The organism is Rathayibacter sp. AY1A2 (assembly GCF_002930935.1).
Taxonomy (GTDB): domain Bacteria; phylum Actinomycetota; class Actinomycetes; order Actinomycetales; family Microbacteriaceae; genus Rathayibacter.
The window spans coordinates 240243-265218 of record NZ_PSTP01000001.1; the positions used below are offsets into that span (position 1 = coordinate 240243).

Below are 24976 nucleotides of genomic sequence, written 5' to 3' on the forward strand. Positions count from 1 at the left end.
CGAGCCGAGCCCGGCACGCACTGCGCCCCCACTGCCAGCACGGCACGGGGGCGCAGCTGTGTTACGCATGACCGCCCCTCAATGCTCGACCCCCGACAGCCGCACCACCTGTCCGGGATCAATGGCATTCTGCTGGGATGGCAGACGACATCGACCCGAGCAGCGGACCACTCGGCAAAGCCTTTGGGAGCCCCGGTGCGAGCTTCGGCGAACGACTCGCCGCACGTCTGGCCGAGAATGGCGCCCTGAAGTTTCCGCTTCCCGGGGATCTGCTCGAACCCGACCGAGTTGCGGAGCGCCTCAGCAAAATCCCCTACGAGATCGACCAGTCGCCGAAGCGAACCGCGGACAACACAGCCGCTATGACTCAGCACCTCTCTGCTCTCACTGAAGTGATGCGCGAGCAAGCAGAGCTCGTGGCGCAGCAGGTCGCTCTCTCGAAGGACACCCTCGCCACAGCAGAGCAAGCAGAGCGACGCGCGAACCGCATCGGCTGGATCTCCCTCGCGGTCGCAGCCGCATCGCTCGGCACATCGATTGGTGCCCTCTTCATCGTCGGCTGACAGACTGGCCTCTGTGGAATTCGATCCCCGTCAGATGCGCTACGCGAAGCCCTACGACCCGACGCCGTCGAACATTGAGCGCACGGCGGACGAGACCGAGAAGATGCGTGAGCGAGTAGGTGAGATGGTCGACGCGATGCACACGCAGCTAGAGCTGACCCAGGCGACCCTCGCAACGGCCCAGCAGGCAGAGGACCGCTCCCACCGCATGTCGATCGCCTCCACCTGGATCGCCGTCGTGTCCCTCGCCATCGCCGCAGCCTCCCTCGTCGTAGCGATCGCTACCCTCGCTACGACTGCCTGACCCCCGGGCCACCACCCCTTCCCCCACCCGCCACGGGAGCCCGCTTCGCGTTCTGCTGGACGCGGTGCGCAGGACTCTGGGGGGTTTTTTTCTCAGGGGGTCTCCTGGGCCTTCTGCCCCGTAATTCCGCGGGTTTTGCCCTCGTCAAGGCGACGAATTACGCGCGAGAATTGGCCTCTTTCGACCCTGTTTCGAGCAGGTTCTGAGACGGCCCTCGATGGTAGAATCGCCGTGTCGACGTCGCGGGGCTGTCTCGCTCTTCGTGAGGCACCCGCTCCGGTCTCGGGACGTCGACTCTCACCCTTCCGCGACGGCCTCAGGGCTCGGTGTGCAAGCCACGCGAGGAGCGTGCTTTGCTGAACCGAGACCCTGCCCCGACCTACGACCCGGGGCCTTCCTTCCTGATCGAGAACAGCCCGGACTACCCCCGCGCGGTCGAGGAGCTGTACTGCGCATCGATGGCGGCGGGCTCCGATCGCCGATCGTTCGCGGCCGACGTCGTGGCGATCGCTGACCGGTACGGGTTCGAGGGAGACCAGCCGCAGACGCTCCTCCTGGACGTCGTCATGGAGCTCGTGTCCTTCGTTCGGTCGGCTCTGTCGCTCGAGGCTCGAAGCGTCCTCGAGGAGGTTGTCGCTGAGCGCGCGATGATCGCCCGCCTCGCGGACGACCTCGAGAACTTCGAGGACGGTGACCGCTGATGGCCGGCGTAGGCGGCAAGTCAGTCGGCCGCGTCACCATCCGTGTCGTACCGGATGCGACCCGGTTCCGTGAGGACCTGAAGAAGACGCTCACTCGCATCGAGAAGAGCAACGTCCTGAAGATCAACGTGGACGCGGACATGCGCCCGGCCGAGAGGACGATCAAGCGGTTCATCGACCACTGGTCGGGCCAGGAGATCCACCTCAACGTCGACGTGAATGGTGCGACGCTCAGCAACGCGCGCATCGCGCAGGCCGCGCGACCTCGCGTAGTGCCGCTGAACCTCGAGGTGACGAAGGCATCCGTCGCGAAGGTCGGCGCCGCGATCGCCGCTCTGTCCGGTGCCCGCCTGGGCGGAGACATCTTCAAGGGCGTCGGGGAGCGCCTGGCGAATCTGGACCGGGCGCTTCCGAAGATCGCGGCCGTCGCCTCGTCGATCGCGTCTCTCGCCGCCGTGGGCATCTCGGCTGGCGGGGGTCTTGCGACGCTCGCCGCGAGCCTGTCGTCCATCCTCGCGGTGTCGGCCCTCGCGCCGGCCCTCATCGTCGGCGCCGGCGTCTCCGTCGCTGTCCTCGCGGTCGCGCTGTCGCAGATGGGCGACCGGCTCGGCGACGTCATCGACCGGTGGAAGGGCCTCGGCGACGTCATCGGCGACGGGTTCTGGGACCAGGCCGCGCAGCATCTCCGCGAGCTCTCCGACTCGATCTTCCCCGGCATCCGGGACGGCCTAGCCGGTACGGCCGGCGCCCTCGGATCCTGGACTGCCTCGCTCGCGCAGGGCTTCCAGTCCGCCCTCTCTGGCGCCGCCCTCGAGCAGATGTTCGGGCGGCTGAACGAGAGCATCGCGATCGCCTCGAGCGGCACCGGGGCCTTCGCCTCGGCCCTCGTCAATCTCGGCCTCGTCGGCTCCGACTACCTGCCCCGTCTCGCGCAGTGGATCTCGGACCTCACCACCCGGTTCGACGAGTTCGTCGGCGCCGCGGCCGCGGACGGCCGGCTCAAGGGTTGGATCGACACCGGCATCACGGCTGCTCAGGAGCTCGGCTCGGTCCTGTTTTCGGCCGGATCGATCATCTCCTCGATCGCGGACGCGGCGCAGGCTGCAGGTGGTGGCGGCATCGCGACGCTCGCCTCGAGCCTCGCCGGCATCGCAGAAGTGTTCAAGTCCTCCGGCGTGCAGGAGGCGCTCACAACGCTGTTCACCGGCGCAGCTGCTGGGGCTGCCGGGCTCGCTACTGCGTTCGCCCCTCTGGGCAACCTCATCGGCACCCTGGCGCCGGCGATCGCGGACATCTTCAGCGGTGCTGGTGCGGGACTCGGCGAGTTCATCGGCCGGATCGCCGATGCGCTCGCTCGCCCCGAGTTCCAGACCGGACTGACGGGTCTCTTCGACGGGATCCTTGCCGGCATCGACGCGCTCGGCCCATCCTTGCCCGCGCTCGCGGATGCGCTGGGCTCGGTCGGGACGTTCGCGGGGATCCTCGGAGCGCAGCTCGGGGAGGTCCTCGGCGCCGGCATCGAAGCAGTCGCGCCAGTCGTGACGACGCTGCTCGAGTCGCTCGAGCCCCTGATCCCCGTGCTCGGCGACGCGCTCGTCGGAGCGTTCGAGGCACTCGCCCCCGTGCTTTCCGACGCCGCCACGACGCTTCTGCCGCCTCTCGTGCAGGCACTGTCGGAGATCGTGCCCGCCCTCCTGCCGCTGATCGAGGAGCTGCTGCCCGTCCTCATCGAGTCCCTGCCGATCGTCGCGGAGCTGTTCTCCGCGCTCGCTCCGCTGCTGGTGCCGTTCCTCGAGACGCTGACGCTCATCGCAGGCGTCGCGTCGGACGTTCTCGTGCCCGCTCTCGACCTCATCAAGCCCGTCGTCGAGATCCTCGTCGCGTCGCTGACGACGGCCACGGACTTCATGAACGGCGCCCTGCAGACTGCGTTGCTGCTGATCTCGGGCCTCATGAGCGGCGACATGACCGGCGCTCTCGACGCGATCGGTGCTCTGTGGGAAAAGATCTGGCAGGGCATCATCGACATGCAGGAGAAGGTCGGGACGGCTATTGGCGACTTCGTCACCAAGCTGCTCGAGAACTTCGGCGTCGCGAAGGACAGCGCGGAGGACATCGGCGAGTCGATCTCCGACTTCTTCGGTGGTCTCGCTGAGGGCGTGCAGGGCATGGTCGAGGACGCTGTCAGGAACGTGACCAGCTTCATCGATGGGATCGTCTCGGGCGTCAGGACCGCCGTCGAAACGATCAACAGGCTGTTCGGCGGAGTGAAGGGTCCGGACACGTCTGGCGCCCGAGGCGGCGGCGGTGGTTCCTTCGGTGACCCTCCCGAGCTTGCCCGTGGCGCCGTTGTGCTGCCGGTCGAGGGCGGCACTGTCGTGCGTCTGGCAGAGGCCGGACGTTCGGAGGCCGTGGTCGACGAGGGTCGGCTGAACAGGCTGATCGAGCTGTCGAACGCGCAGCTTGCTCAGCAGCAGCAGGTCCCCGCCGGTGACCGCCCCGTCTACATGGACGGCGGCGCCCTCTTCGGAGTCATCCGTGAGATCGCCGACGGCAGCGCGCGCCTAGTCGTCAACGATGCTCTCGACCTCCGCGACCAGGACTCGAGCCGCGGCCGCTGGTAGGGTTCTATCGGGTAGCAGTCCTTCAGAGGGGGGCCTCGATCGTGCAGAATGACTGCATGGTCGAGGCTTCTTCTGTGTTCAACGTCCGGCAGGCGGCGAGGCGCATCAAGCGGGATCGCGTGACGGTCCAGCGGTGGCTCCGGGAGGGACTCCCGCACGAGCGCGTCTCGGAGTACGACGTGCGGATCCGGGAGGACGACCTGACGCTGTGGCTGCGGAAGAAGCTCGTGAATCAGCGTGCGTCGCGCTTCGGGGAGCGAGCAGCGTGACCGCGTACTCGGTCCGTGGAGCTGCTCGGCGGGTGAAGCGGACCCGAACGACGGTTCAGAACTGGATGCGCGAGGGGATGCCTCATCGCCGACTCGGGACGCACCGTGTGGAGATCGAAGAGGACGTCCTGACCGAGTGGTTGCGCCGGAAGATTGTCGCGAACCCGTGCCGTCCGGGCGCCCTGAACTACAACGCACGCCAGGAGCCGGTGACGGACCCCGTGGCGGTCTTTCACGCCGCCTGAGCACTCCCGGACGCAGGGAACCCCAGAGGTACAGGAGGGCCGACAGGCGCGCCACCGCGGTCCGTTTCGCGCCCGGCGCTCCGACCGTCGCGACGTCGCGTCACCCTGGACGCATGACCACCGCCGCGCATCACCTCGTCACCGTCACCCGTCTCTGGGCGACAGAGCCCGACGTCGTCGGCATCTTCGCAACGCGTGAGGCCGCAGAAGCCGCAGTCGCAAGCGCTCGGCGCGACGACGCTGGGCCCGACCGCTACTCGATCGAAACGTGGCGGGACCACCAGCGCGCCGAGAGGTAGCCGGAGACCCGGTGATCTAGACGCTCCCGGCCTTTCACGCCGTCTAGGCAGTCCCGGACGGGCAGATGTGCCAATGCGTCACAGAGGCGCACACCACTCGACTAGGGCGGGCTCGCGCCCATACGATCACGAGATGCCTTACGCCCTGGCGAACTGCCCAGTCCACGGCTCCGTTCCTGCCACCGCTTTCGGAGAGATGGGACCATGGACTGCCGGTCAGACCTTCGTCGGCAGCTCCCAGACCTGCCCGGTGCCTGGCTGCAACAAACGCGCAACCATCCTCGACGCGCGCTACGTGGCGGGGCCTTCGGGACAGCTCCACGTCACCCCATCCACGGAGCTTGGCGAGTATCAGCTCGCGCGACTTCGGAAGTCTCTCGAGCAGACGCGGCGACGCGTCAAGAAAGGCGACGATCCGGAGCGGGTCCTGGCCGACCTGGAACGTGACATCGCTCGCGAAGCACCGGCGCTGGCGTCCGTGATTCAACAGACCAAGAGCTCCTTCTGGGACAAAGCCACAGGAGACCGTGCCGTCGCGCTCTACGCCCTGATCAGCACGATTATGGCGATCATCTCTGTGTTCCTCGGCTCCGCGGCGTTGCAGGTGGCTATGGACAGCCGACAGGACATCATCGACCAGGTGGTCGAGGAGCAGCTTCGGGAGGCTGGTATCGGCGGCGGCGAGACAGGTACGCCATCGCCAGCAGCGCCCACCCCATCTGAACCGCCCCCACCACCTGAATCAGAACCGCCGGTCCTAGAAGCGTGAAGAGCGCGCCGATGATCGCGAGCACACCCCAGGCGATCATCCGTTCCATGCGCGCCAGGTTAACCCAGCGGGGCGCTGACGTCGATGGCCGCCAGAAGTATGAATCCCGTGGTGGCCGTGCTCGCAGGACACGCTGGCGGACGCATCGAGCGGCGCACGGCGGACAGGCGGTGATCGAGCCGCTCGCGGCCGTTCACGCTGCCTAGGCACTCCCGGACGGTCGGTGGGACCGACGTGCGAGACGGGCGCTCAGCGGTGGCACTCCTTCGGCCGTGGGCGCGATGCTGGCTTCATGGATCTTCCGCGGCTCGTGCACATCTGGATCGTCGGGCGGCGGTCGCTCTGTGACAACAAGTCGTACCCGGGGACCCACGAGCCGAACGTGCCGCGGAGCGTCGAGTCCATGAAGGAGGATTTCGAAGCGCCAGTGTGCGGCGCATGCTTGGTGGTCCTCCGCCTGCTGACGGAGATGGCGGACGAGATCCTCTCCCACAGGGCGAGCGTCTACCCGGACACCGTGCGCCAGGCGATCCGCGCGCTGCCGCCGAGTTGGGACAAGGAGTGGGACCTGGACGAGATGGTCGGCCGGCCCCCGTTCGCGAGCTCCTCGGTGTTGGCGTTCTGGGATCCCGAGACCGCGCTCGCGGCCGACAGCTACATGGTCACCGAGCTCGCCCCGAACACGGAAGCGCGAGAGCAAGCCGAGATCGCTGCTCGAGCCGAGTTCGAGGAGAGGCTGCGCCCTCGGGACTGAGCCCCTGCATTCCTCAGCCATTCCTCAGAAGGTCCGTTTCTTGCCGTCGATTGCCAGGCACAGCTATCGAATGAATCCGCGGATTCGCGGCACTGTCCACCATCACCGTCACCAGCCGGTCACCGTTGCCGGATGTGTAACCAGTGTGTGAACGCGCGGAATCCGGCCTAGTAGTCGATGCTCGTGGCCGACGAGATCAGGGCGGCGCGGAGCAGCGCGAGGGTCGCGTCGGTGGTGCCGGCGTGCGCGCTGAAGCGGACGGTGCTCGGACGCAGGCGCGCGGTGACGCCGTGCGCGGCGAGGGAGGCTGCCAGCGGGGCCAGCTCCTCCGGCTCCGGCTCGACGACCACGATGCCGGCGCGCTCGTGCTCGCCGCGGGAGCCCACGACCGCCAGTCCGAACTCGTCCGCGAGGTCGACGATCGCGCTGACCCGCTCCGCGACGAGCGCGGCGATCGTCGACTGCCCGACCGCGGCGACCTCCTCCAGCGCCGACGCGAGCCGGGCCTGGGCGATCGGGTCCGGGTTGCTGATGCTGAAGGCGCGGGCGTCGCCGCGCGGCGGAGCCACCTCGTCCCACGGCTCCGCCTGCTCCGATCCCGTCCAGCCGGAGAGCACCGGGGTCAGCCGCGACAGCGCCCGCTCGCTGAGCGCGAGGAAGCCCGTCCCCCAGCCGGCGCGGAGCCACTTCTGGCCGCCGGTGACGACCACGTCCGCCAGCTCGTAGGGCGCGTCGACGACGCCGAAGCCCTGGATCGCGTCGAGGACGAGCATCCGGTCGCCGATCACGTCCCGGATCGCCGCGACGTCCGCGAGGTAGCCCGTCCGGGAGTCGACCAGGCTCACCGCGACGGTCGTCACGTCGTCCGTGAGCTGCTCGCGGACCGCCTCCGGCGTCACCCGTCCCTGCTCGGTCCGCAGCCAGCGGGGCTCCACCGAGCCGAGAGCCTGCGCCGAACGCACCGCCGCGAACGGCAGGCTCGGGAACTCCGCGGCCGACAGCAGCACCGCGCCCGAGGCGCCGAACAGCGCGTGCAGGAGGCCGGTCGAGGTGTTGGGCTGGAAGACGACGCGGTCGCTGGGGACGCGCACGAGCGCCGCCGCCGCCTCCCGGACGCGCTCGTCCTGCCGGAACAGCTCGTCGAGGGTGCCGCTGCGCGCGCGCACCAGCAGCTCGACGGCCGCCTCCTGCTCGGCGGCGACGGTCGCCGAGAGCGGGCCCACCCGGCCGAAGTCGAGGTACCCGGTCTCCTCGCCGAAGCCGGCGAGGTAGTCCTCGGTCGTGGTGGAGGTGGCCTCGTTCGAGCTCATGCCGGCCCTTCCGGTCGGTGGTGCGGCAGGAGCCGCGAGGTCAGCTGCCGAAGCGGCGGTGCCGTCCGGCGTAGTCGCGGAGCGCGCGGAGGAAGTCGACCTCGCGGATGTCGGGGCCGAGCGCCTCCATGAAGTAGAACTCGCTGTGCGCGCTCTGCCAGAGCATGAAGTCGGAGAGGCGCTGCTCCCCCGAGGTGCGGATGACCAGATCGGGGTCGGGCTGCCCGCTGGTGTACAGGTGCTCGCCGATGAGCTCCGGGGTCAGCAGGCCCGCGACGTCCTCGATGGAGGAGCCGCGCTTGCCGTGCTCCTCCAGGATGCTCCGCACGGCCTGGGCGATCTCGTGCCGCCCGCCGTAGCCGACCGCGAGGTTGACGTGCAGGCCCGTGTGGGAGGCGGTGCGCGCCTCCGCCGTGTCGAGCGCGGCCACGAGCGAGGGCGGGAGGCCCTCGTCGGAGCCGACGTGCTGCACGCGCCAGTCGGGCTGCTGGGAGACCTCCTCGGCGAGGTCGGCGATGATCGCGATCAGCTCGGTCAGCTCGCTGCTGTCGCGGCCGACGAGGTTGTCCTGCGAGAGCAGGTAGAGGGTGACGTGGCGCACGCCGAGCTCGTCGCACCACTGCAGGAACTCGTGCACCTTGGCGGCGCCGGCCCGGTGGCCGTGCGCGGCGGTCTCGAGGGCCCGCTGCCGCGCCCAGCGCCGGTTGCCGTCGATGATCATCGCGACGTGGTTCGGCAGGGAGTCGGGAGGAAGGCTCGAGCGGAGGCGCTTCTTGTAGACGCCGTAGAGGAGGTCCCTTCCCACAGGCAGTCTCGGCTTCGGCACAGTGACACGGTAGTCGACCCGGGGCGCTCCTCGAAGCCCGGCGGCGCTCGGCGTCGGCCCGGGACGGCGTCGTAGTCTGTCCGGCATGAGCCAGCGGCCGACGCCTCCCCCGTCCGATCCCCGCGCCCGCACCGACCGCGGCGGAGACGCCGTCGGAGCGGACCGCCCGGACCTGCCCGCCCTCCCCCTCGTCGAGGACGCGATCGAGCACGACTCCTCGGCGGAGGTCCGGCCCACCTGGCGCGGCTGGATCCACGCCGGCCTCTTCCCGCTCGCGATCGTCGCCGGAGTGGTGCTGATCGTGGTCGCGGATGGGACCGCGGCGAAGTGGGCGGCCGCGGTGTTCGCGACCACGTCGCTCCTGCTCTTCGGCAACTCCGCTCTTTACCACCGCTTCGACTGGAAGCCGCGGACGAAGATGATCCTCAAGCGGATCGACCACGCCAACATCTTCCTGCTGATCGCCGGCACCTACACGCCGCTGGCCGTGCTCGCCCTGCCGCCCGCGCAGGGCACGCTCCTGCTGGTCCTGGTCTGGGCGGGGGCGCTGCTCGGGATCGGCTTCCGCGTCTTCTGGATCGGCGCGCCGCGCTGGCTCTACGTGCCGCTCTACCTGCTGCTGGGCTGGGCGGCCGTGATGTACCTCGGTCCGCTCTTCGAGGCCAGCGCGACGATGATGGTGCTCGTCCTCGCCGGCGGGCTCTGCTACTCCGCCGGAGCCGTGATCTACGGGATCAAGAAGCCCAACCCGGTCCCGGGCGTCTTCGGCTTCCACGAGATCTTCCACGCGCTCACGGCCGTGGCGTTCCTCTGCCACTGGACGGCGGCGCTGATCGTCTCGCTCCACCCCGCCTACAACGCCTAGCGGGGCCCGGGCCCACCGCTGCGGGCCGGGCTCAGCCCTCGGTGCGCTCCGCCTCCTCGGCGTCGAGCCGCTCCTTCACCTGGGCGGTGTAGGTGGTGCGCCGCACGCGCCGGACCATGTCGAGCGCGAGGAGGACGGCGGCCAGAGCGATCACGAGCATCGTGATGAAGCCGAAGAGGCCCGGCGTGACCGTGTCCTCGTTGAACTCGGGACCCGGGGTCGGCACCGTCGTGGAGGCGAGGACGACGACGCGCTGGGCGCCCTCGAGCAGCCCGGCGATCACGCGCGCACCTCGTCGGCGACGACGACGCCGGAGCCGTCGGGCTCCGGGGACACCGGGGCGTCCCCCGAGGGCTCGGGGTCGGGAGCGATCGGCGGGACGACCGCGGTCGGGCCCGGGGCGAGCTCGGCCAGGTCGAGACCGGCGAAGAGATCCGTCTCGGGCGTCGGCGCGTCGACCCGGCTCTCGACGAGCTGGAAGTCGTCGGTCGGCCAGGCGGCGTCGATCGCCTCGTGCGGGAGGAAGAAGAAGGCGTTGTCCGGAGCGACCTGGCTGGCGTGGGCCAGCAGGGCCGCATCGCGCCGATCGTGGAAGCCGGAGATCACGACCCGCGTGGTCGCGAGGTACGGGGTGTCCTCGTTCCAGCGCTTCATCTCCTCGAAGACCGACAGGCGCGGGTCCTCCGGGTCGATCGAGCGCAGGTGCTCGGCGATCGCCCGCAGCTTCTGGCCGCTGAAGACGCGGTCGTAATACAGCTTCGAGACCGACCACGGAGCGCCCGTGTCCCGGTACTCCTCGGCGAGGCCCGCCGCGCGGTAGGCCTCGACGGCGACCTGGTGGGCGCGGATGTGGTCGGGGTGCGGGTAGCCGCCGTTCTCGTCGTAGCTGATGATCACGTGCGGCCGGAACCGGCGGACCAGGCGCACGAGCGGAGCGGCGGCCGTGGCGAGCGGCAGACCCGCGAACGAGGCGGCGTCGACCTTCCCGTCCTCGGGCATGCCGGAGTCGACGAAGCCGAGCCAGGCGTGCTCGACGCCGAGCGCCTCGCGAGCGGCCGCCATCTCGTACCGGCGGAGGCCGCCGATGTCGCGCTCGGCGTACGCGCGGGCCTGGAGGCCCTCGTTCAGCACGGAGCCGGCCTCGCCTCCGGTGCAGGAGACCACCATGACCTCGGCGCCCCGCGAGGCGTAGGCGGCCAGCGTCGCCGCGCCCTTGCTCGACTCGTCGTCAGGATGGGCGTGCACGGCGAGGAGGCGCGGAGTGTCCCGCACCTCCGAATCGACGGAGACCTCGACGGCCTGGGACACGATCGCTCGATTCCTCGGGGTTTAATGGGATCGGCGCTCCCGTCCGCGAAGGACGCGCGCCACCCGTCCAGAGTAGACGCATCACCCAGGGAGTTCCGTGGCCGCCCGCACGTCCGAGAGCGTCGAGGGAGCCGCCGCGCCCGCGCTCGATCCGGACGCCGTCCGCGCCGCCGGACCCCTCGCCACCCGCTACGGCCGCACGACGCGCACCCGCCGCGGCAACCGCTGGCTCTTCGGCGGCGTCGCGCTCGCCTTCGTCGCCGTCTTCGCCGCCTGGGTCGTCTGGGCCGGACTCGACGGAGCACGCGGCGGGGTGGACGTCCAGGACACCGCGCACCAGGTCGTCGACGACCGCACCGTCACCGTCTCCTTCGATCTCACCGCGCCCGTCGGCCGCGAGGTCGCCTGCGCGGTCCAGGCCCTCAACGAGCAGTCCGCCGTGGTCGGCTGGCTGGTCGTGGAGTACCCCGCCACGACGGAGCGCTTCCGCTCCTACACGGAGACGGTCCGCACCACCGAGCTCGCGAACACAGGTTTGATCTCCTCCTGCTGGCTCCCGTAGGCTTGCCCGAAGCCCTGACGGACTCGTCGGGGCCTCGCCATTCCCACCGCCGCCTGACGCCGGCCGTCCCCACCGCCGGACGCGGACACCTCCGCACGGTGCTGCCGGGCGCCGCGAGCGCGGCCCGCAGAGCAGGAGCCCACCATGGCCGACCAGTCACAGGTGACCTGGATGACCCAGGAGTCGTACGACCGCCTCGAGGCGGAGCTCACCGAGCTGTCCACCAACGGACGCGAGGAGATCGCCAAGCGCATCGAGGTCGCCCGCGAGGAGGGCGACCTGAAGGAGAACGGCGGCTACCACGCCGCGAAGGACGAGCAGGGCAAGATCGAGGCCCGCATCCGCCAGCTGACCTCCCTCCTCCGCGAAGCCGAGATCGGCACGCCCCCCGAGAGCCACGGAGTCGTCGAGGCCGGCACCATCATCACCGCCGAGATCGCCGGCGACGAGTCCCGCTTCCTCCTCGGCAACCGCGAGATGGCGGGCGAGAGCGACCTCGACGTCTACAGCCCCCAGAGCCCCCTCGGATCGGCGATCATGGGCCTGAACGTCGGCGACACCGCCCGCTTCACGGCACCCAACGGGCGGGAGATCGAGGTCCGCGTCGCCAACGTCGAGACCTGGTCCGGCCACTGATCGCACGTCGCGGCGCTCTCCGCGGCGTTGTCGTCGGGCGCGATACCGCCGGTATCGCTTCCTCCTCCGCCTTGCGGAGAACGCCGCGACGCACGATCAGCCCTCTCCAGACGGGAGCGGGGCGCCGGCTTCGCGGCGACAGCGTCGGGCGCGATGCCGCCGGTACCGCTTCCTCCTCCGCCTCGCGGAGAACACCGCGACGCACGATCAGCCCTCTCCAGACGGGGGGCGCCGGCTTCGCGGCGGCAGCGGAGGACGCGAGATCGCCGTGATCGCCGTGATCGGATTCTTCCCCGCTGTGCGGGGAACGCCGAGACGGACGAACGGCCTTCCCCGGACTCGGGGCGCCGGCCTCGCGACGGGATCGCGGACGCGGCGCCCTCGAGCGGTCAGTTGCGGGAGATGCGGGGGGCGTAGCCGGCGTCGGTGAGGACCTGGATGACGCGGTCGGCGTGCTCGGGGCCGCGGGTCTCGACGCTGATCTCGATCTCGACCTCGCTGATCTGCAGGCCCCGGCCGTGCCGAGTGTGCAGCACCTCGACCACGTTCGCGTTCGCCTCCGAGATGAGCTCCGCGATGCGCGACAGCTGCCCCGGACGATCCGGCAGACCGATGCTCATCTTGAGGTAGCGCTCCGACGCGGCCAGGCCCCGGCTGATCACCCGCTCCATCATCAGCGGATCGATGTTGCCGCCCGACAGGATGACCGCGGTCGCTCCGGCGTCGCGGATCTTCCCCGTCAGGATCGCCGCGATGCCCACCGCGCCCGCGGGCTCCACCACGAGCTTCGCCCGCTCCAGCAGCACCAGCAGAGCCCGGGCGATGTCGTCGTCCTCGACGGTGACGACCTCGTCCACCATCTCGCGGACGATCGCGAAGTTCAGCTGCCCCGGCTTCGCCACGGCGATGCCGTCGGCGATCGTCGGAGAGATCGTGATCGCGGTCGGCTCGCCGCTCGCGAGCGAGAGCGGGTACGGCGCCGCGTTGGCCGCCTGCACGCCGATGACGCGGAGCGTGCGCCCCTCCTCGGCCGCCTTCTGCTTGGCCGCCGACGCGACCCCGGCGATGAGGCCGCCTCCGCCGATGGGCACCACGATGGTCTCGACGGCGGGGGCCTGCTCGAGGATCTCGAGGCCGACCGTCCCCTGGCCGGTGATCACGTCGGGGTGGTCGTAGGGAGGAACGAAGACCGCGCCGGTGCGCTCGGCGAACTCCGCCGCCGCCGCGAGCGCCTCGTTGAAGATGTGCCCGCTCAGCACCACGTCAGCGCCGTAGTCACGGGTGGCCGCGAGCTTGGGCAGCGCGACGCCGATCGGCATGAAGATCGTGGCCTTGATCCCCAGCTCCCGCGCCGCGTAGGCGACGCCCTGCGCGTGGTTGCCGGCCGAGGCGGCCACGACTCCGCGGGCCCGCTCCTCCGGGGTGAGCCGCGACATCCGGAACACCGCTCCACGGATCTTGTAGGAGCCGGTGCGCTGGAGGTTCTCGCACTTGAGGAACACGGGCGAGCCGAGGACCTGCGCGAGGAAGGTGCTCGTCTCCATGGGGGTGGCGGCGATGACGGGGGCGAGGACGGCGCGGGCCGCCTCGAACTCGTGGAGGGCGGGTCCGACGACGCGGCTAGTCTGCATGCTCTGCGGCAACTCTCTCGGGGGTTCGGGTCGGCGAGCGCCAGGCTCCGCTCGCGACGTACTTGACCATGACGTTGAGCGTGGCCACGACGGGCACCGCGAAGAAGGCGCCGGCGATGCCGCCGATGATCGAGCCTCCTGCCACCGCGAGCACGACGGCCAGCGGGTGGACCTTGACCGCCGACCCCATGATCAGCGGCTGGAGGATGTGGCCCTCGAGCTGCTGCACCGCGAGGACGACGATCAGCAGGAAGAGCGCGATCAGCGGTCCGTTGTAGACCAGCGCGATGAAGACGGCCAGCGCCCCGGTCACCACGGCGCCGATGACCGGCACGAAGGAGCCGAGGAAGACGAGCACGCCGATCGGGATGGCCAGCGGGACGCCGAGGAGGAAGGAGCCGAGGCCGATGCCGACCGCGTCGACGAAGGCGACCAGGATCTGCACCTTCACGAAGTTGGTCAGCGTCACCCACCCTGCGCGACCGGCGCCGTCGACGGCTCCGCGGGCGCGGCGCGGGAAGAGGCGGACGACCCAGCTCCAGATGTTCGGCCCGTCGATCAGGATGAACAGCGTCGAGAAGAGGGTGAGCAGCACGCCCGTCAGCAGGTGGCCGACGGTCGAGCCGACGCTGAGCGCGCCGCTGACCAGCATCCCCGAGTCCTGCTGCAGGGCCGTGAGGGCCTGCTGCGCGTACTGGTTGATGTCGGTCTCGGTGAGGTGGAGCGGCGACTCGAGGAGGAAGGCCTTGAAGTCGTCGTAGGACTGCACCGTCTGCCGGCTGAGGTCGTCGAAGCCGGAGTAGACCTGGGTGACGACGAGGAAGAGGAGCCCGCCGATCACCACGACGATCCCCAGCTCCGCCAGGACGACGGCGGCCCACTTGGGCCAGCGGTGGCGCTGGAGGAAGCTCGAGAACGGCACGAGCAGGGCGGCGATCACGATCGCGAGCAGGAGCGGGATGACGATCAGCCGCAGCTCGATGACGAGCAGCACCAGCACCGCGAGCGCCGCGACCACGACGAGGACGCGCCAGGCCCAGGCGCCGGCGATGCGCATCCCGTCGCTCACGAAGGCCGAATCGGCGACGGGAGCGGGCCGGGAGGGGGCGGCCGGGGCGGCGGGCGCGGCGGGCTGGACGGCGCGCGGGCCGGAGGTGCGGCGGGACCTGCCGAGTCTCATCTGCCCAGACTAGGCCCCGGCGCATACCCCGCGCGGTATCCCCGGGGAGTGCTCATGCGGCGTCGCCGACCGCCGCCTGCTCCGGTGCCGGACCGACCGCGACCGGGCGCCGCGCGGGCAGCACGCCGACCCGCTCCCCCGGCTCGAGGCGGTGACCCGACGCGTGCTGGACGGTGACCTCCTCGCCCGTCGACAGCCGGACGGTCGAGCGCCGCACCGGCCCCAGGAAGCTCGAGGCGAGGACGACTCCGGGCAGGGAGTCGGGAGCGCCGTCGGCCACGACGGCGAGGTCCTCGGGGCGGAGGAACACCGACACGGGACCGTCGGCCGCCGCCGCGTCGACGAGCGGCAGGCGCACGCCGAGCGCGAGGACCGATCCCGACGAGACCGTCCCCGCGACCACCGTCGAGAGGCCGACGAAGCGGGCCGTGAAGGCGGTCGCCGGGCGCGCGTAGAGGTCCTCCGGTGCACCCAGCTGCTCGATCCGCCCGGCGTTCATCACCGCGACGCGGTCGGCGACGGCGAGCGCCTCCTCCTGGTCGTGCGTGACGAAGAACGTGGTGATGCCGATCTCGGACTGCAGGCGCTTGATCTCGTCGCGCAGCTGGACGCGGACCTTCGCGTCCAGGGCCGACAGGGGCTCGTCCAGCAGCAGCACCCGCGGCCGCGTGACGAGGGCGCGCGCGAGCGCCACCCGCTGCTGCTGGCCGCCGGAGAGCTCGTGCGCGTAGCGGTCGCCGAGGGCGCCGAGGCCCACGACCTCCAGCGCCTCCCCCGCGGCCGCCCGGCGCTCGCGCGCCCCGACTCCCCGGGTGCGCAGCCCGAACTCGACGTTCTCGCGCGCCCGCAGGTGCGGGAAGAGCGAGTACGACTGGAAGACCATGCCCATGTCGCGCTTCGCGACGGGGACGTGGGCGACGTCCTCCTCGTCGACGAGGATCCGCCCCGCGTCGATCCGCTCGAGACCGCTGAGGGCGCGCAGGGCTGTGGTCTTGCCGCAGCCGGAGGGGCCGAGCAGCGCGATGAACTCACCCGGGGCCACGTCGAACGAGACGCCGTCGAGCGCTCGCGCGGAGCCGTAGTGCCGCTCCACGTCGACGAAGCGCACGCGGGCGCCGGGGAGGGTGGGAGCGGTCACGAGGAGCCTTTCGAGGAGCGCGCCCGGCCCGTCGGCAGGCCGATCCGCGCGAGGCGGCCGATCCCGAGCAGGAGGGCGAAGGCGAAGAGGAGCGAGAGCAGCGAGAAGATCACGGCGACGTAGGCGTCGGACTTCGACACCTGCACCAGGCCGGTCTGGAGAGTGGTGCGGCTGAGGAGCGAGGCGATCGTGTACTCGCCGAGAACGACTGCGACGGTGATCAGCGCGGCCGCGACCAGGCCCCGGCGCAGGTTCGGCAGGAGGACCCTCCCGAGCACCGCGAGCGGGCCCGCGCCGAGCGAGCGGGCCGCCTCCGAGAGCGTCACGGCGTCGAGACCGGCGAGGTCCGCCGCCACGGCGCGGTAGGCGTAGGGCAGGACCAGCACCCCGTAGGCGAGAGCGAGCGTCCACGGCGCGGAGCCGGCGAGCTCGGTGACCACGGAGTAGACCGGCGCGAGGCCGACGACGAGGACGATGGCGGGCACGGTCAGCGGGAGCAGGCAGACCAGCTCCAGAGCCCGGCGCAGGCGCGGGAGCCGGATCTCGACGAGCAGCATCGTCGGCACCAGCAGGACCAGGACGATGAGGGCGGTGACGACGGCGAGGACCAGCGAGTTTCCGATCCCCTGGAACAGCGAGCGGTAGGCGCGCTCGTTCTCCGGGTCGAGGATCGCCGTCCAGTGCGAGAGGTCGTGGCCGCCGGCGCGGCGGAGCGTGAACTCCGCCATCGCGACGATCGGAACGGCGAACACCAGCCCGGTGATCACGAGCACCGCCCCGGACAGGAGCCGCGCGGGCCTCATCGCTGCCACCGCCGGGCCCGGCGCTGCAGCAGCGCGTACCCGGACATCAGGACCACCATCACCGCGAGCATCCCGAGCGCGAGGGCGCCCGCGAAGTTCTCGCGGCCCAGCACCGTCTCGCTGACCAGCGCGGCGCGGATCTGCAGCGGGACGATCTGCGCGCCCTGGCTGATCAGCGCCGCCGCGGTGGCGAAGGAGGAGAACGCGTTCGCGAACAGCAGCAGCACGCAGCCGAGGAACGACGGCGCCAGCACCGGGAGGGCCACGTGCAGCCAGTAGCCGAGCCGGCCCCCGCCGAGCACCGCGTTCGCCTCGGCCCACTCCGGACGCAGACCCTCGAGCGCGGGCAGGAACGTGAGCACCATCAGGGGCACCTGGAAGTAGAGGTAGGGCAGGACGAGCCCGGGCAGCTGGTAGAGCCATACGCCGTCGGCGTAGAGGTCGACGCCCGCTCCCGCGAGGAGGGTCGTCACCAGCCCCTGCACGCCGATCGTCGCGATGAACGCGAACGCGAGCATCACCCCGCCGAACTGCGCGAGGACGCTCGCCGCTGCATCGACGACGGTCCGGAGCGCCCCGCGCGCATCGGAGCCGAGCAGGGCCAGGCACACGACCGCGCCCAGCACCGCGCCGACGACGGCGGTGACGGCCGAGAGCCCGAGCGACGCGCCGAAGGCGGACAGCACGACGGGATCCCCGAGCGCGAGCACGTTAGCCGTGGTGAAGCGGCCGTCTCCGTCCGTGAATCCGGTCGCCACCGCGAGGACCGTGGGGACGGCCAGGAACAGCAGGACGTAGAGCGCGAAGGGGGCGACGCCCAGCACGGCCGGGGTGCCGCGCCGTCCCCGGGGCGCGGACGCCCCGGGGACGGCCTCGGCGGGAGCGGTGGTCACTGGATCGCCGCGGCCCACTTCTCGGCGAGGAGCGACGAGGCCGCCTCGGTCTGCTCCTCCGTGAACTGGACGAGGTCGGAGGGAGCGGCGCCGACGGCGTCGAGCGCGTCCTGGTCGACCGTGCCGGCCTCGGTCATCGCGGCCAGGCGCACCGGGTAGGCGCCGGCGGCGAGGTAGAGGTTCTGCGCGGCGTCGGAGTAGAGGTACTCCTGCCAGAGCCGCGCGGCCGCGGGGTGCGGAGCGTCGGCGTTGACCGCCTGGTTGTAGTAGCTGCCGACGGCGGAGCCCGGGAGGACGGTCGTCGTCCACTCGCGGGTGCCCTCGTTCGCCTTCCCGGCGGCGAGGTCGTTGTAGCTCCAGTCGAAGACGACCGGGGTCTCGCCCGAGGCGACGGTGGCGTCGGTCGGGTCCAGCGGCAGGAAGTTGCCGGCGTCGTTCAGCCTCTCGAAGAAGTCGATCCCCGCCTGGACGTCGTCGGCGGAGCCGCCGGACTGGAGAGCCGCGAGCTGCACTGCGGCCGCGGCGGCTCCCGCCTGGGTCGGGTCGCCGTTGATCGCGACCGAGCCGCGGTAGTCGGCGCCGAGGAGGTCCTCGAGCGACGCGGGCGCAGGCACCGCGGCCGCGTCGAACCCGATCGACATCAGGCCGGTGTAGTCGTTGACCCAGAGGCCCGACTCCTCCTTGTTCCCCTCGGGGATGTCGTCCCAGGACTGGACCTTGTACGGCGCGAACATGTCCGTGTTCGCCAGAGCGACGGCCGGTCCCAGGTCGAACACGTCGGGAGCGGTGTCCTGCCCGGCGAGGTTCTCCGCCGTGCTGATCTCCTCCGCGGAGGAGACGTCGGGGTCGGCGGAGTTCACGGTGATGCCGTACTCGTCCTCGAAGCCGCTGATCAGCTCGCCGTAGTTCGCCCAGGTGTCGGGCAGGGCGATGACGTTGAGCTCACCCTCGGCCTTCGCGGCCTCGACCAGGGCGTCCAGCCCGCCGAGGTCCGCGCCGGACGTGGCGGACGCCGCGTCCGCGCCGCCGCCGTCGGACGAGGCGGTGGCGCCGCCGGAGCAGGCCGAGAGTGTGAAGACGAGGGCGGTGCCGGCGGCGGCGACCGCGGCGGCGCGCGACAGGCGCTGAATGGTCAAGGGTCCTCCAGGAGTCGGGTGGGCCGCCCCGGTGGGACGGCCTCGGGCACGGTAGGAGCGCCGCGAGTCGGTGACGGAGCGCGGCGGTGAATGCCGGGCGAACGCCGGGGGCCTTATCGGGGACGGCGATGTCGGGGGCGTTCGCTAGCGTGGGCGGACCATGACCGAGCAGCTCTCCGCCGCGCTGGCGCGCCGCATCGCCCTGGCGGCGCAGGGGTTCGGCGTCCCCCGTCCGTCCCGGGTCGACGCGCGCCGGGTGCGCGCCGCCGTGGACCGGATCCGCCCGCTCCAGCTCGACTCGGTGAACGTCTTCGAGCGGAGCCACTATCTGCCGCTGCTCGCGCGGCTCGGCCCGTACGATCGCTCCCTCCTCGACGCCGCGGCCTTCTCCCCCGACGGCCCCTACGTCGAGTACTGGGCCCACGAGGCCGCCCTCGTCCGCCGCGAGGACCTCCCGCTCTACCGCTGGCGGATGGAGCACTACCGCCGGGTCCGCCTGCCCGAGCACGAGGGCTGGGCCCACGAGAACCGCGCCACCCTCGACTGGCTCCGCGCCGCGCTCGCCGACGGTCCCCTCCGCGCCTCCGAGATCGAGCACGAGGCCAACGTCCGCACGGGACCCTGGTGGGGCTGGTCCGACATCAAGCGCGGCCTCGAGGTCCTGTTCCGCTGGGGCGAGGTGGTGACGGCGGGGCGCACGCGCTTCGAGCGCTCCTACGGTCTCGCCGAGCGGCTCCTCCCGAGCGCGGTGCTCGATGCCGACGTGCCCCTCCCCGACGCCGTCCGCGAGCTCGTGCGCCGGGCGGCCCGGGCCCATGGGATCGGCACCCTCGGCGACCTGGCCGATTACCACCGGCTGCTCCAGTCCCCCACGCGCGTCGCGATCGACGAGCTGTTCGAGGCGGGCGAGCTCGAGCGCGTCGAGGTGCGCGGCTGGGAGCGGGGCGGGCGACCCGTGCCGCTCTGGCGGCACGTCGATGCCCGACGCCCCCGCACGCTCCGGGCGGACGCGCTCCTCTCGCCGTTCGACCCCGTGGTCTGGCACCGGCCGAGAGCCGAGCTGTTCTTCGGCTTCCACTACCGGATCGAGATCTACACCCCGGCCGAGCAGCGGGTCCACGGCTACTACGTCCTCCCCGTGCTCCTCGACGACGTGATCGCTGCCCGGGTCGACCTCAAGAGCGAGCGCAAGCGCCGGGTCCTCCTCGTGCAGGCCGCCTGGCTCGAGCCGGGGGCCCCGGCCGACACGCCGGAGCGGCTCGCCGCACTGCTGGTCGAGGCGGCGGCCTGGCAGGGCCTCGACGCCGTCGAGGTCGTCGGTCGCGGCGACCTCGCGGGCGCCCTCGCCGCAGCACTGAGGAGGATCGCGTGAGCGCGCCCGGCGGCGTCCTGGCGCTGGCGCTCTCGGAGCGCTGCGTCGCCCGTCTGCTCGAGCGCGGGAGCGTCGTCGGGGTCGGCACGGGCGAGCTCGCCCACGCAGCCGGCGTCTCCCTCCGGACCTTTCACCGGTACCTCGGCGGGAAGGAGGACTGCGTGCGCCCGGTGCTCGCCGCCGCGATCGCCGCGATGGGACGCGCCCTCCTCGAGCGCCCGGCCGCCGAGCCGCTGAACGCGGCGCTCGGTCACGCCTTCGCCGCGGCGGCCTCCGGTCCCCAGCTCGACCGCACCCTCCGGCTGATCCCCCTGCTGACCGAGACCTCGGCGATGCGCGCCGTCTGGGCGCAGTCGCTGCACGACGGCGAGGAGGCGCTGACGCCGTTCCTCGCGGAGCGGATGGGGCTCGGCCGCACGTCCCCGCACCGGGCGGCCGTCCTGGCCACCGTCGTCCTCGCCCTGGTCCGGCGGGCGCTGGTCGACGCGGCGGCGAGCGGCATCGACCCGGCGCCGGTCTTCGCCGAGTACCTGACGACCGTCGACGGCGGTCCGCTCGCGGCTCCGACCGGATGACGTCCCGTCCGGCGCGGTGACGGGCGCGCCTCTGACCGAAGCGGGATGCGGTGCGGGGCGGCGATCGTCGACGGGGCGTCGGCCGGATCGGCCTGCTAGAAGCGCGAGCCCATCTCGGAGAGGCGGGCGACGCGATCCGCGATCGGCGGGTGGGTCGCGAAGAGGCGCGCGACCACTCCCGGCTTCGACGGGTCGGCGATCCAGAGGTGCGCCATCGAGCTGTTCTGCCGCTGCATCGGCCGGCCCGCGGACTCGAGCTTGAGCAGGGCGCGGGCGAGGGCGTCGGGGTGGCGGGTCGTCAGCGCGCTGGTCGCGTCGGCGAGGTACTCGCGCTGACGGGAGATCGAGAGCTGCACGACCGAGGCGACGATCGGCGCGAGGACCATCGACACCAGCCCGACGATCAGGAGCGCCGGGTTGCCCCCGCCGTTGCCGTTGCCGCCCCGCCCGAAGAAGGCCAGGCGGAGGAAGGCGTCCGAGAGGAAGCCCACCGCGACGACGAGACCGAAGACGATCATCGAGACGCGGATGTCGTAGTTGCGGACATGGCCCAGCTCGTGGGCCATCACGCCCTCCAGCTCGGCGTCGTCCATGATCGCGAGCAGGCCGGTCGTCGCGGCGACGACGGCGTGCTCAGGATCACGGCCGGTCGCGAACGCGTTCGGCGCCGGGTCGTCGATCAGGTACACCTTCGGCATCGGCGTGCCCGTCGCGATCGAGAGGTTCTCGACGATGCGGTAGAGCCTCGGCTCGTCCGCCTTCTCCACCGCCACGCCGCCGCTGAGCGCGACCGCCTGGCGAGCGGCGAAGAAGTACTGGACGAACGCGTACGCGGCGGCGATCACGAGCACCACCACGACGATCGTCGTGCTGCGGTAGACCGCTGCCGCCAGGGCGCCCAGGCCGCCGATGATCGCCAGGAACAGGACGAGGATCAGGACCGTGTTGCGCTTGTTGCGGGCGATCGCGCTGTACACGGCGGCTGCCTAGAACTGGACGCGCGGGGGCTCCGAGATCGCGGCGAGATCGCCGACCTCGAAGAACTCGCGCTCCGAGAAGCCGAGCCGGCGCGAGAAGAGCGTGTTCGGGAAGACCTTCACCTTGGTGTTCATCTCGCGCACGCCGCCGTTGTAGAAGCGCCGGGCCGACTGGATCTTGTCCTCGGTGTCGACCAGCTCGCCCTGCAGCTGGAGGAAGTTCTGGCTCGCCTGCAGTTGGGGGTACGCCTCCGCGACCGCGAAGATCGACTTCAGAGCGCTCTGCATGTGGTCCTCGGCGACCGACGCCTCCGCCGGGCCCTGGGCCTGCAGCGTCTCGGCGCGAGCCTGCGTCACCGACTCGAAGACCTGGCGCTCGTGCGAGGCGTAGCCCTTCACGGAGTCGATCACGTTGGGGATCAGATCCGCGCGGCGCTTCAGCTGGACGGTGATGTCGCTCCACGCCTCGTCGACGCGGACGTTGAGGGTGACCAGCGAGTTGTACGTCGCCCAGAGGTAGACCCCGAGGATGACGACGAGCGCGACGACGACGATGAGCGGGACGAGCCATTCCATGCCGTCCAGTGTAGGGACGGCGCGCTCCCCGGCACCTGTCGATGAGGCGCATTCGCAGGGGCGGGTCGGCCCTACTTGAGGGTCTTCTGCAGCAGGACGGTGCTGAGCCAGCGCTCGAACTTGAAGCCGACGCGGCCCATCCGGCCGACCTCGACGAATCCGAACTGCGCGTGCATCGCCAGCGACGCCTCCGCGCCCTTGTCGGCGATGACGGCCATGATCTGACGGATCCCCACGGCCTTCGCGCGCTCGAGGAGCTCGGCCATCAGCGCCCGGCCGAGGCCCTTGCCCGTGGAGGCCGCCCGCAGGTAGATCGAGTTCTCCACGGTGAAGCGGTACGCCCGCTTGGAGGACCACGGCGACACCATCGCGTAGCCGAGGATCTGGCCCGACGGCGAGACGGCCACGATGAAGGGCAGCCCGAGCTTCTGGTTGCGGGAGAACTTCGTGCGCCACTCCTTCAGCGTCGAGTCGTCCTCGTCGAAGGTCACCACCGTGTTGCGCACGTAGTGGTTGTAGATCTCGCGGATGTCCGGAAGGTCGGCGTCGCGGGCGTCGCGGATCTGGAACGAGAAGCCGGGCTCGGGAGGCGGTGCCTTCCGCAGGTGCGGCGGCAGGACGCGCCGGCTCTCGTACTCTTCCTCAAGCATCCGGCTCCCCTTCGGCTCCGCCCATCGATCCGGGCCAGCGTAGCCGCCCCGCGGGCGAGCGCCCGGTCACGCGAGAGCGCTCCAGTCGACCGGCTCCGCGCCGCGCTCCTCCAGAAGGGCGTTGGCGCGGCTGAACGGCCGGGAGCCGAAGAAGCCGCGCGAGGCCGACAGCGGGCTGGGGTGCGCGCTCTCGATCACTCCGGCCTCCCCCAGCATCGGGCGGAGCGACGCGGCGTCGCGGCCCCAGAGGATCGCGACGAGAGGCGCGTCCCGGGCGGCCAGCGTGCGGATCGCGTGCTCGGTGACCGCCTCCCAGCCCTTCCCGCGGTGCGAGGCGGGAGAGCCGGGGGCGACGGTGAGGACCCGGTTGAGCAGCATCACGCCGCTCGAGGTCCAGCCGCTGAGGTCGCCGTGCTCGGGCGGCTCGACGCCGAGGTCGTCCCGGAGCTCGCGGTGGATGTTCTGCAGGCTCCTCGGCAGCGGGCGCACGTGGCGCTCGACCGCGAAGGACAGCCCGATCGGGTGCCCGGGCGTCGGGTACGGGTCCTGTCCGACGATGAGGACGCGCACGTCCGCGAGCGGGGCGGCGAAGGCGCGGAGCACGTCGCGGCCCGCGGGGAGGTAGGGCCGACCGGCCGCGACCTCGCCGCGGAGGAAGTCGCCCATCGCGGCGATGTCCCCGGCGACGGGGGCGAGGGCCTCCGCCCAGCCCCTGTCGATCAGTCCCGAGGCCGCGAGCTCAGCGAGGTCCACCGGGTCAGCCCGCCGCGAGCGTCGCGACGACGACTCCGGCGTCGCTGCCGCTCACGCGCCACACCGAGCCGGCGCCGCCGACGCGGAGCGCGCCGGTGCCGACGATCAGCACGGTGGACTCGTCGAGCGCGACGCCGCCGTCGACCAGGCCCGCCTCGACGGCCGCGACCAGGCGGCCGAGGGTCCCCCACTGCGCCGCGTGCACGTCGACCGTCACGTCGATGAGGCCGATGCCCTCGAGCACCGTGACCTCGTCGAGCTCCTCCGCCGCGCCCTCCGGGACGACGGCGACACCGCCGATCCGGTGGCCGCCGACGAGGGCGCGATCGGCTGCGACGGCGGCTCCCGCCGAGTAGCCGGCGTACGGCACTCCGGAGGAGACGAGATCGCGCAGCCGCGGGAAGCAGGCCTCGAGCGCGTCGCGGTAGGCCGGGGTCAGCCCTCCGCCGACGAAGATCCCGTCGACGTCGTCGAAGACCGCGGGATCGATCCGGCCGCCCTCCGGCTTCATCACGGCGAACGCGTCGAGCGGGCCGACCGTCGCGAGCAGTGCCGCGTAGCCGGCGTAGGCCTCGGGGCCCAGCCCGTCGTGGACGACGACGATCGCGATGCGCGGGCCCTCGATCCGGCCGGCGTCGACCGCGTGGGCGCGCGCCTCCGCGAGGAACGCCCCGTACAGCTGCTGGTCGTGCTCGACGCCGCCTCCGCCGCCGATCAGGTGGACGCTCACTCGTCGTCCTCGGCGAGGGCTCCGTCCACCGGGGGCAGAGCCGACCAGGGGAAGACGATCCAGCGCGGGGTGCGGCGCCAGAAGAAATCGGGCTCGAGCACCGTGCGCGGCTTCGTGTAGAGGGTCACGGTGCGCACCTCGGCACCCATCGCGCGGATGAGCTTCACCGAGAGGGCGAGGGTGTGGCCGGAGTCGGAGACGTCGTCGACCAGGAGGATGCGCTTGCCGCGCACGGACGCCTCGTCGAGCAGCGGCGGCAGCACCACGGGCTCCGCCAGTCGCGCCTCGACGCCGGTGTAGAACTCGACGTTCAGCGCCCCGCAGCTCTTGATGCCGAGCGCGTAGGCCACGGCGCCCGCGAGGAGCAGACCGCCGCGCGCGATGGCGACGACCAGCTCCGGCCGGTAGCCCGACGCGACCACGTCGTCGGCCAGGTGCCGAGCGGCGTCGCCGAACTCGAGCCAGCCGAGCACCTCCTTCTCCGTGGCGGCGAGGAGGGCGGCGGAGTCGTCGGCGTCGGAAACCAT

General features: G+C 71.5%; 29 protein-coding genes. 13 read left to right on the top strand and 16 right to left on the bottom strand.

Annotated elements, in window-relative coordinates:
- Positions 1-137 precede the first annotated feature (137 nt).
- From C5B93_RS01090 to C5B93_RS01130, 8 genes are all read left to right on the top strand, one after another.
- Positions 138-563: a hypothetical protein gene (locus C5B93_RS01090; protein ID WP_104291563.1), complete on the top strand. Its 426-nt coding sequence runs from the start codon at positions 138-140 to the stop codon at positions 561-563.
- 13 nt (positions 564-576) lie between these two features.
- Entirely contained in the window at positions 577-867 is a 291-nt protein-coding gene (locus tag C5B93_RS01095) for a hypothetical protein (RefSeq protein ID WP_146078403.1), read from the top strand.
- A gap of 353 nt (positions 868-1220) precedes the next feature.
- The gene (locus C5B93_RS01100; protein ID WP_104291565.1) at positions 1221-1568 is read left to right on the top strand and encodes a hypothetical protein; all 348 of its coding nucleotides are present in this window, start codon (positions 1221-1223) and stop codon (positions 1566-1568) included.
- Entirely contained in the window at positions 1568-4192 is a 2625-nt protein-coding gene (locus C5B93_RS01105; protein ID WP_104291566.1) for a hypothetical protein, read from the top strand. Before C5B93_RS01100 ends, C5B93_RS01105 begins: the two co-directional genes overlap by 1 nt.
- 41 nt (positions 4193-4233) lie before the next feature.
- Positions 4234-4461 (top strand): helix-turn-helix domain-containing protein, encoded by a 228-nt coding sequence (locus tag C5B93_RS01110; protein ID WP_146078404.1) that lies wholly within the window; start codon positions 4234-4236, stop codon positions 4459-4461.
- A gap of 358 nt (positions 4462-4819) precedes the next feature.
- Positions 4820-5005 carry a hypothetical protein gene (locus C5B93_RS01120; RefSeq protein WP_104291569.1) on the top strand — a complete coding sequence of 62 codons (186 nt, stop codon included), beginning with the start codon at positions 4820-4822 and terminating at the stop codon, positions 5003-5005.
- Between the two features lie 133 nt (positions 5006-5138).
- Entirely contained in the window at positions 5139-5774 is a 636-nt protein-coding gene (locus C5B93_RS01125) for a hypothetical protein (protein WP_146078405.1), read from the top strand.
- A gap of 292 nt (positions 5775-6066) precedes the next feature.
- The gene (locus C5B93_RS01130) at positions 6067-6528 is read left to right on the top strand and encodes a hypothetical protein (RefSeq protein ID WP_146078406.1); all 462 of its coding nucleotides are present in this window, start codon (positions 6067-6069) and stop codon (positions 6526-6528) included.
- Between the two features lie 167 nt (positions 6529-6695).
- Here the strand turns inward: C5B93_RS01130 and C5B93_RS01135 are convergent, their stop codons facing one another.
- Positions 6696-7838 (bottom strand): aminotransferase class V-fold PLP-dependent enzyme, encoded by a 1143-nt coding sequence (locus C5B93_RS01135; RefSeq protein ID WP_104232765.1) that lies wholly within the window; start codon positions 7836-7838, stop codon positions 6696-6698.
- A 40-nt stretch (positions 7839-7878) separates the two neighbouring features.
- Entirely contained in the window at positions 7879-8643 is a 765-nt protein-coding gene (locus C5B93_RS01140) for an isoprenyl transferase (protein WP_279630826.1), read from the bottom strand.
- A 106-nt stretch (positions 8644-8749) separates the two neighbouring features.
- Here C5B93_RS01140 and C5B93_RS01145 point away from each other — a divergent pair, with 106 nt between their 5' ends.
- Positions 8750-9529, top strand: coding sequence for a hemolysin III family protein (locus C5B93_RS01145; protein WP_104291572.1), 780 nt, complete (start codon positions 8750-8752; stop codon positions 9527-9529).
- A gap of 31 nt (positions 9530-9560) precedes the next feature.
- Here C5B93_RS01145 and C5B93_RS01150 read toward each other — a convergent pair whose 3' ends face one another.
- Entirely contained in the window at positions 9561-9812 is a 252-nt protein-coding gene (locus C5B93_RS01150) for a hypothetical protein (RefSeq protein WP_258065361.1), read from the bottom strand.
- Entirely contained in the window at positions 9809-10837 is a 1029-nt protein-coding gene (mca, locus tag C5B93_RS01155) for a mycothiol conjugate amidase Mca (protein WP_258065362.1), read from the bottom strand. Before mca ends, C5B93_RS01150 begins: the two co-directional genes overlap by 4 nt.
- Before the next feature lie 97 nt (positions 10838-10934).
- Here mca and C5B93_RS01160 point away from each other — a divergent pair, with 97 nt between their 5' ends.
- Entirely contained in the window at positions 10935-11399 is a 465-nt protein-coding gene (locus tag C5B93_RS01160) for a DUF4307 domain-containing protein (protein ID WP_104232767.1), read from the top strand.
- Between the two features lie 144 nt (positions 11400-11543).
- Positions 11544-12035, top strand: a complete 492-nt coding sequence (gene greA, locus C5B93_RS01165; RefSeq protein WP_104225519.1) for a transcription elongation factor GreA — start codon at positions 11544-11546, stop codon at positions 12033-12035.
- Between the two features lie 389 nt (positions 12036-12424).
- Here the strand turns inward: greA and ilvA are convergent, their stop codons facing one another.
- From ilvA to C5B93_RS01195, 6 genes are read right to left on the bottom strand one after another with little or no spacing between them, the layout of a single operon-like run.
- Positions 12425-13666, bottom strand: a complete 1242-nt coding sequence (gene ilvA, locus C5B93_RS01170) for a threonine ammonia-lyase (RefSeq protein WP_104224429.1) — start codon at positions 13664-13666, stop codon at positions 12425-12427.
- Entirely contained in the window at positions 13656-14846 is a 1191-nt protein-coding gene (locus C5B93_RS01175; protein ID WP_104246634.1) for an AI-2E family transporter, read from the bottom strand. The genes ilvA and C5B93_RS01175 overlap by 11 nt, the downstream gene beginning before the upstream one ends.
- Positions 14847-14898: 52 nt before the next feature.
- Positions 14899-15984, bottom strand: coding sequence for an ABC transporter ATP-binding protein (locus C5B93_RS01180; protein WP_104291573.1), 1086 nt, complete (start codon positions 15982-15984; stop codon positions 14899-14901).
- Complete coding sequence (locus C5B93_RS01185; protein ID WP_104291574.1) at positions 15981-16787, bottom strand: ABC transporter permease; 807 nt, start codon at positions 16785-16787, stop codon at positions 15981-15983. The genes C5B93_RS01180 and C5B93_RS01185 overlap by 4 nt, the downstream gene beginning before the upstream one ends.
- A complete protein-coding gene (locus C5B93_RS01190; protein ID WP_104291680.1) occupies positions 16784-17680 on the bottom strand; it encodes an ABC transporter permease subunit in 897 nt (298 codons plus the stop codon). The genes C5B93_RS01185 and C5B93_RS01190 overlap by 4 nt, the downstream gene beginning before the upstream one ends.
- Positions 17677-18816, bottom strand: a complete 1140-nt coding sequence (locus tag C5B93_RS01195; RefSeq protein ID WP_104291575.1) for an ABC transporter substrate-binding protein — start codon at positions 18814-18816, stop codon at positions 17677-17679. Before C5B93_RS01195 ends, C5B93_RS01190 begins: the two co-directional genes overlap by 4 nt.
- Positions 18817-18976: 160 nt before the next feature.
- Between C5B93_RS01195 and C5B93_RS01200 the strand changes: the two genes are divergently transcribed.
- Both C5B93_RS01200 and C5B93_RS01205 read left to right on the top strand, forming a co-directional pair.
- Positions 18977-20188 (top strand): winged helix-turn-helix domain-containing protein, encoded by a 1212-nt coding sequence (locus C5B93_RS01200; protein ID WP_104291576.1) that lies wholly within the window; start codon positions 18977-18979, stop codon positions 20186-20188.
- Positions 20185-20763, top strand: coding sequence for a TetR/AcrR family transcriptional regulator (locus C5B93_RS01205; RefSeq protein WP_104224435.1), 579 nt, complete (start codon positions 20185-20187; stop codon positions 20761-20763). The genes C5B93_RS01200 and C5B93_RS01205 overlap by 4 nt, the downstream gene beginning before the upstream one ends.
- A gap of 95 nt (positions 20764-20858) precedes the next feature.
- Here C5B93_RS01205 and C5B93_RS01210 read toward each other — a convergent pair whose 3' ends face one another.
- The 6 genes from C5B93_RS01210 to C5B93_RS01235 form a co-directional block, all read right to left on the bottom strand.
- A complete protein-coding gene (locus C5B93_RS01210) occupies positions 20859-21740 on the bottom strand; it encodes a M48 family metallopeptidase (protein WP_104291577.1) in 882 nt (293 codons plus the stop codon).
- Positions 21741-21749: 9 nt separating this feature from the next.
- Entirely contained in the window at positions 21750-22316 is a 567-nt protein-coding gene (locus tag C5B93_RS01215; protein WP_104225511.1) for a LemA family protein, read from the bottom strand.
- Positions 22317-22387: 71 nt separating this feature from the next.
- Positions 22388-22966, bottom strand: coding sequence for a GNAT family N-acetyltransferase (locus tag C5B93_RS01220; protein ID WP_104291578.1), 579 nt, complete (start codon positions 22964-22966; stop codon positions 22388-22390).
- A 66-nt stretch (positions 22967-23032) separates the two neighbouring features.
- Positions 23033-23719, bottom strand: coding sequence for a uracil-DNA glycosylase (locus C5B93_RS01225; RefSeq protein ID WP_104232774.1), 687 nt, complete (start codon positions 23717-23719; stop codon positions 23033-23035).
- A gap of 4 nt (positions 23720-23723) precedes the next feature.
- Positions 23724-24449 carry a peptidase S51 gene (locus C5B93_RS01230; RefSeq protein ID WP_104224440.1) on the bottom strand — a complete coding sequence of 242 codons (726 nt, stop codon included), beginning with the start codon at positions 24447-24449 and terminating at the stop codon, positions 23724-23726.
- Positions 24446-24976 (bottom strand): phosphoribosyltransferase, encoded by a 531-nt coding sequence (locus C5B93_RS01235; RefSeq protein WP_104224441.1) that lies wholly within the window; start codon positions 24974-24976, stop codon positions 24446-24448. Before C5B93_RS01235 ends, C5B93_RS01230 begins: the two co-directional genes overlap by 4 nt.

Bases quoted from the DNA above. Each gene is read 5' to 3' on its own strand.
- C5B93_RS01220 (WP_104291578.1), bottom strand. From the start codon at position 22,966: ATGCTTGAGGAAGAGTACGAGAGCCGGCGCGTCCTGCCGCCGCACCTG.
- C5B93_RS01090 (WP_104291563.1), top strand. From the start codon at position 138: ATGGCAGACGACATCGACCCGAGCAGCGGACCACTCGGCAAAGCCTTT.
- C5B93_RS01135 (WP_104232765.1), bottom strand. From the start codon at position 7,838: ATGAGCTCGAACGAGGCCACCTCCACCACGACCGAGGACTACCTCGCC.
- C5B93_RS01130 (WP_146078406.1), top strand. From the start codon at position 6,067: ATGGATCTTCCGCGGCTCGTGCACATCTGGATCGTCGGGCGGCGGTCG.
- C5B93_RS01125 (WP_146078405.1), top strand. From the start codon at position 5,139: ATGCCTTACGCCCTGGCGAACTGCCCAGTCCACGGCTCCGTTCCTGCC.
- C5B93_RS01185 (WP_104291574.1), bottom strand. From the start codon at position 16,787: ATGAGGCCCGCGCGGCTCCTGTCCGGGGCGGTGCTCGTGATCACCGGG.
- C5B93_RS01235 (WP_104224441.1), bottom strand. From the start codon at position 24,976: ATGGTTTCCGACGCCGACGACTCCGCCGCCCTCCTCGCCGCCACGGAG.
- C5B93_RS01175 (WP_104246634.1), bottom strand. From the start codon at position 14,846: ATGAGACTCGGCAGGTCCCGCCGCACCTCCGGCCCGCGCGCCGTCCAG.
- greA (WP_104225519.1), top strand. From the start codon at position 11,544: ATGGCCGACCAGTCACAGGTGACCTGGATGACCCAGGAGTCGTACGAC.
- C5B93_RS01120 (WP_104291569.1), top strand. From the start codon at position 4,820: ATGACCACCGCCGCGCATCACCTCGTCACCGTCACCCGTCTCTGGGCG.
- C5B93_RS01215 (WP_104225511.1), bottom strand. From the start codon at position 22,316: ATGGAATGGCTCGTCCCGCTCATCGTCGTCGTCGCGCTCGTCGTCATC.
- C5B93_RS01145 (WP_104291572.1), top strand. From the start codon at position 8,750: ATGAGCCAGCGGCCGACGCCTCCCCCGTCCGATCCCCGCGCCCGCACC.
- ilvA (WP_104224429.1), bottom strand. From the start codon at position 13,666: ATGCAGACTAGCCGCGTCGTCGGACCCGCCCTCCACGAGTTCGAGGCG.
- C5B93_RS01200 (WP_104291576.1), top strand. From the start codon at position 18,977: ATGACCGAGCAGCTCTCCGCCGCGCTGGCGCGCCGCATCGCCCTGGCG.
- C5B93_RS01105 (WP_104291566.1), top strand. From the start codon at position 1,568: ATGGCCGGCGTAGGCGGCAAGTCAGTCGGCCGCGTCACCATCCGTGTC.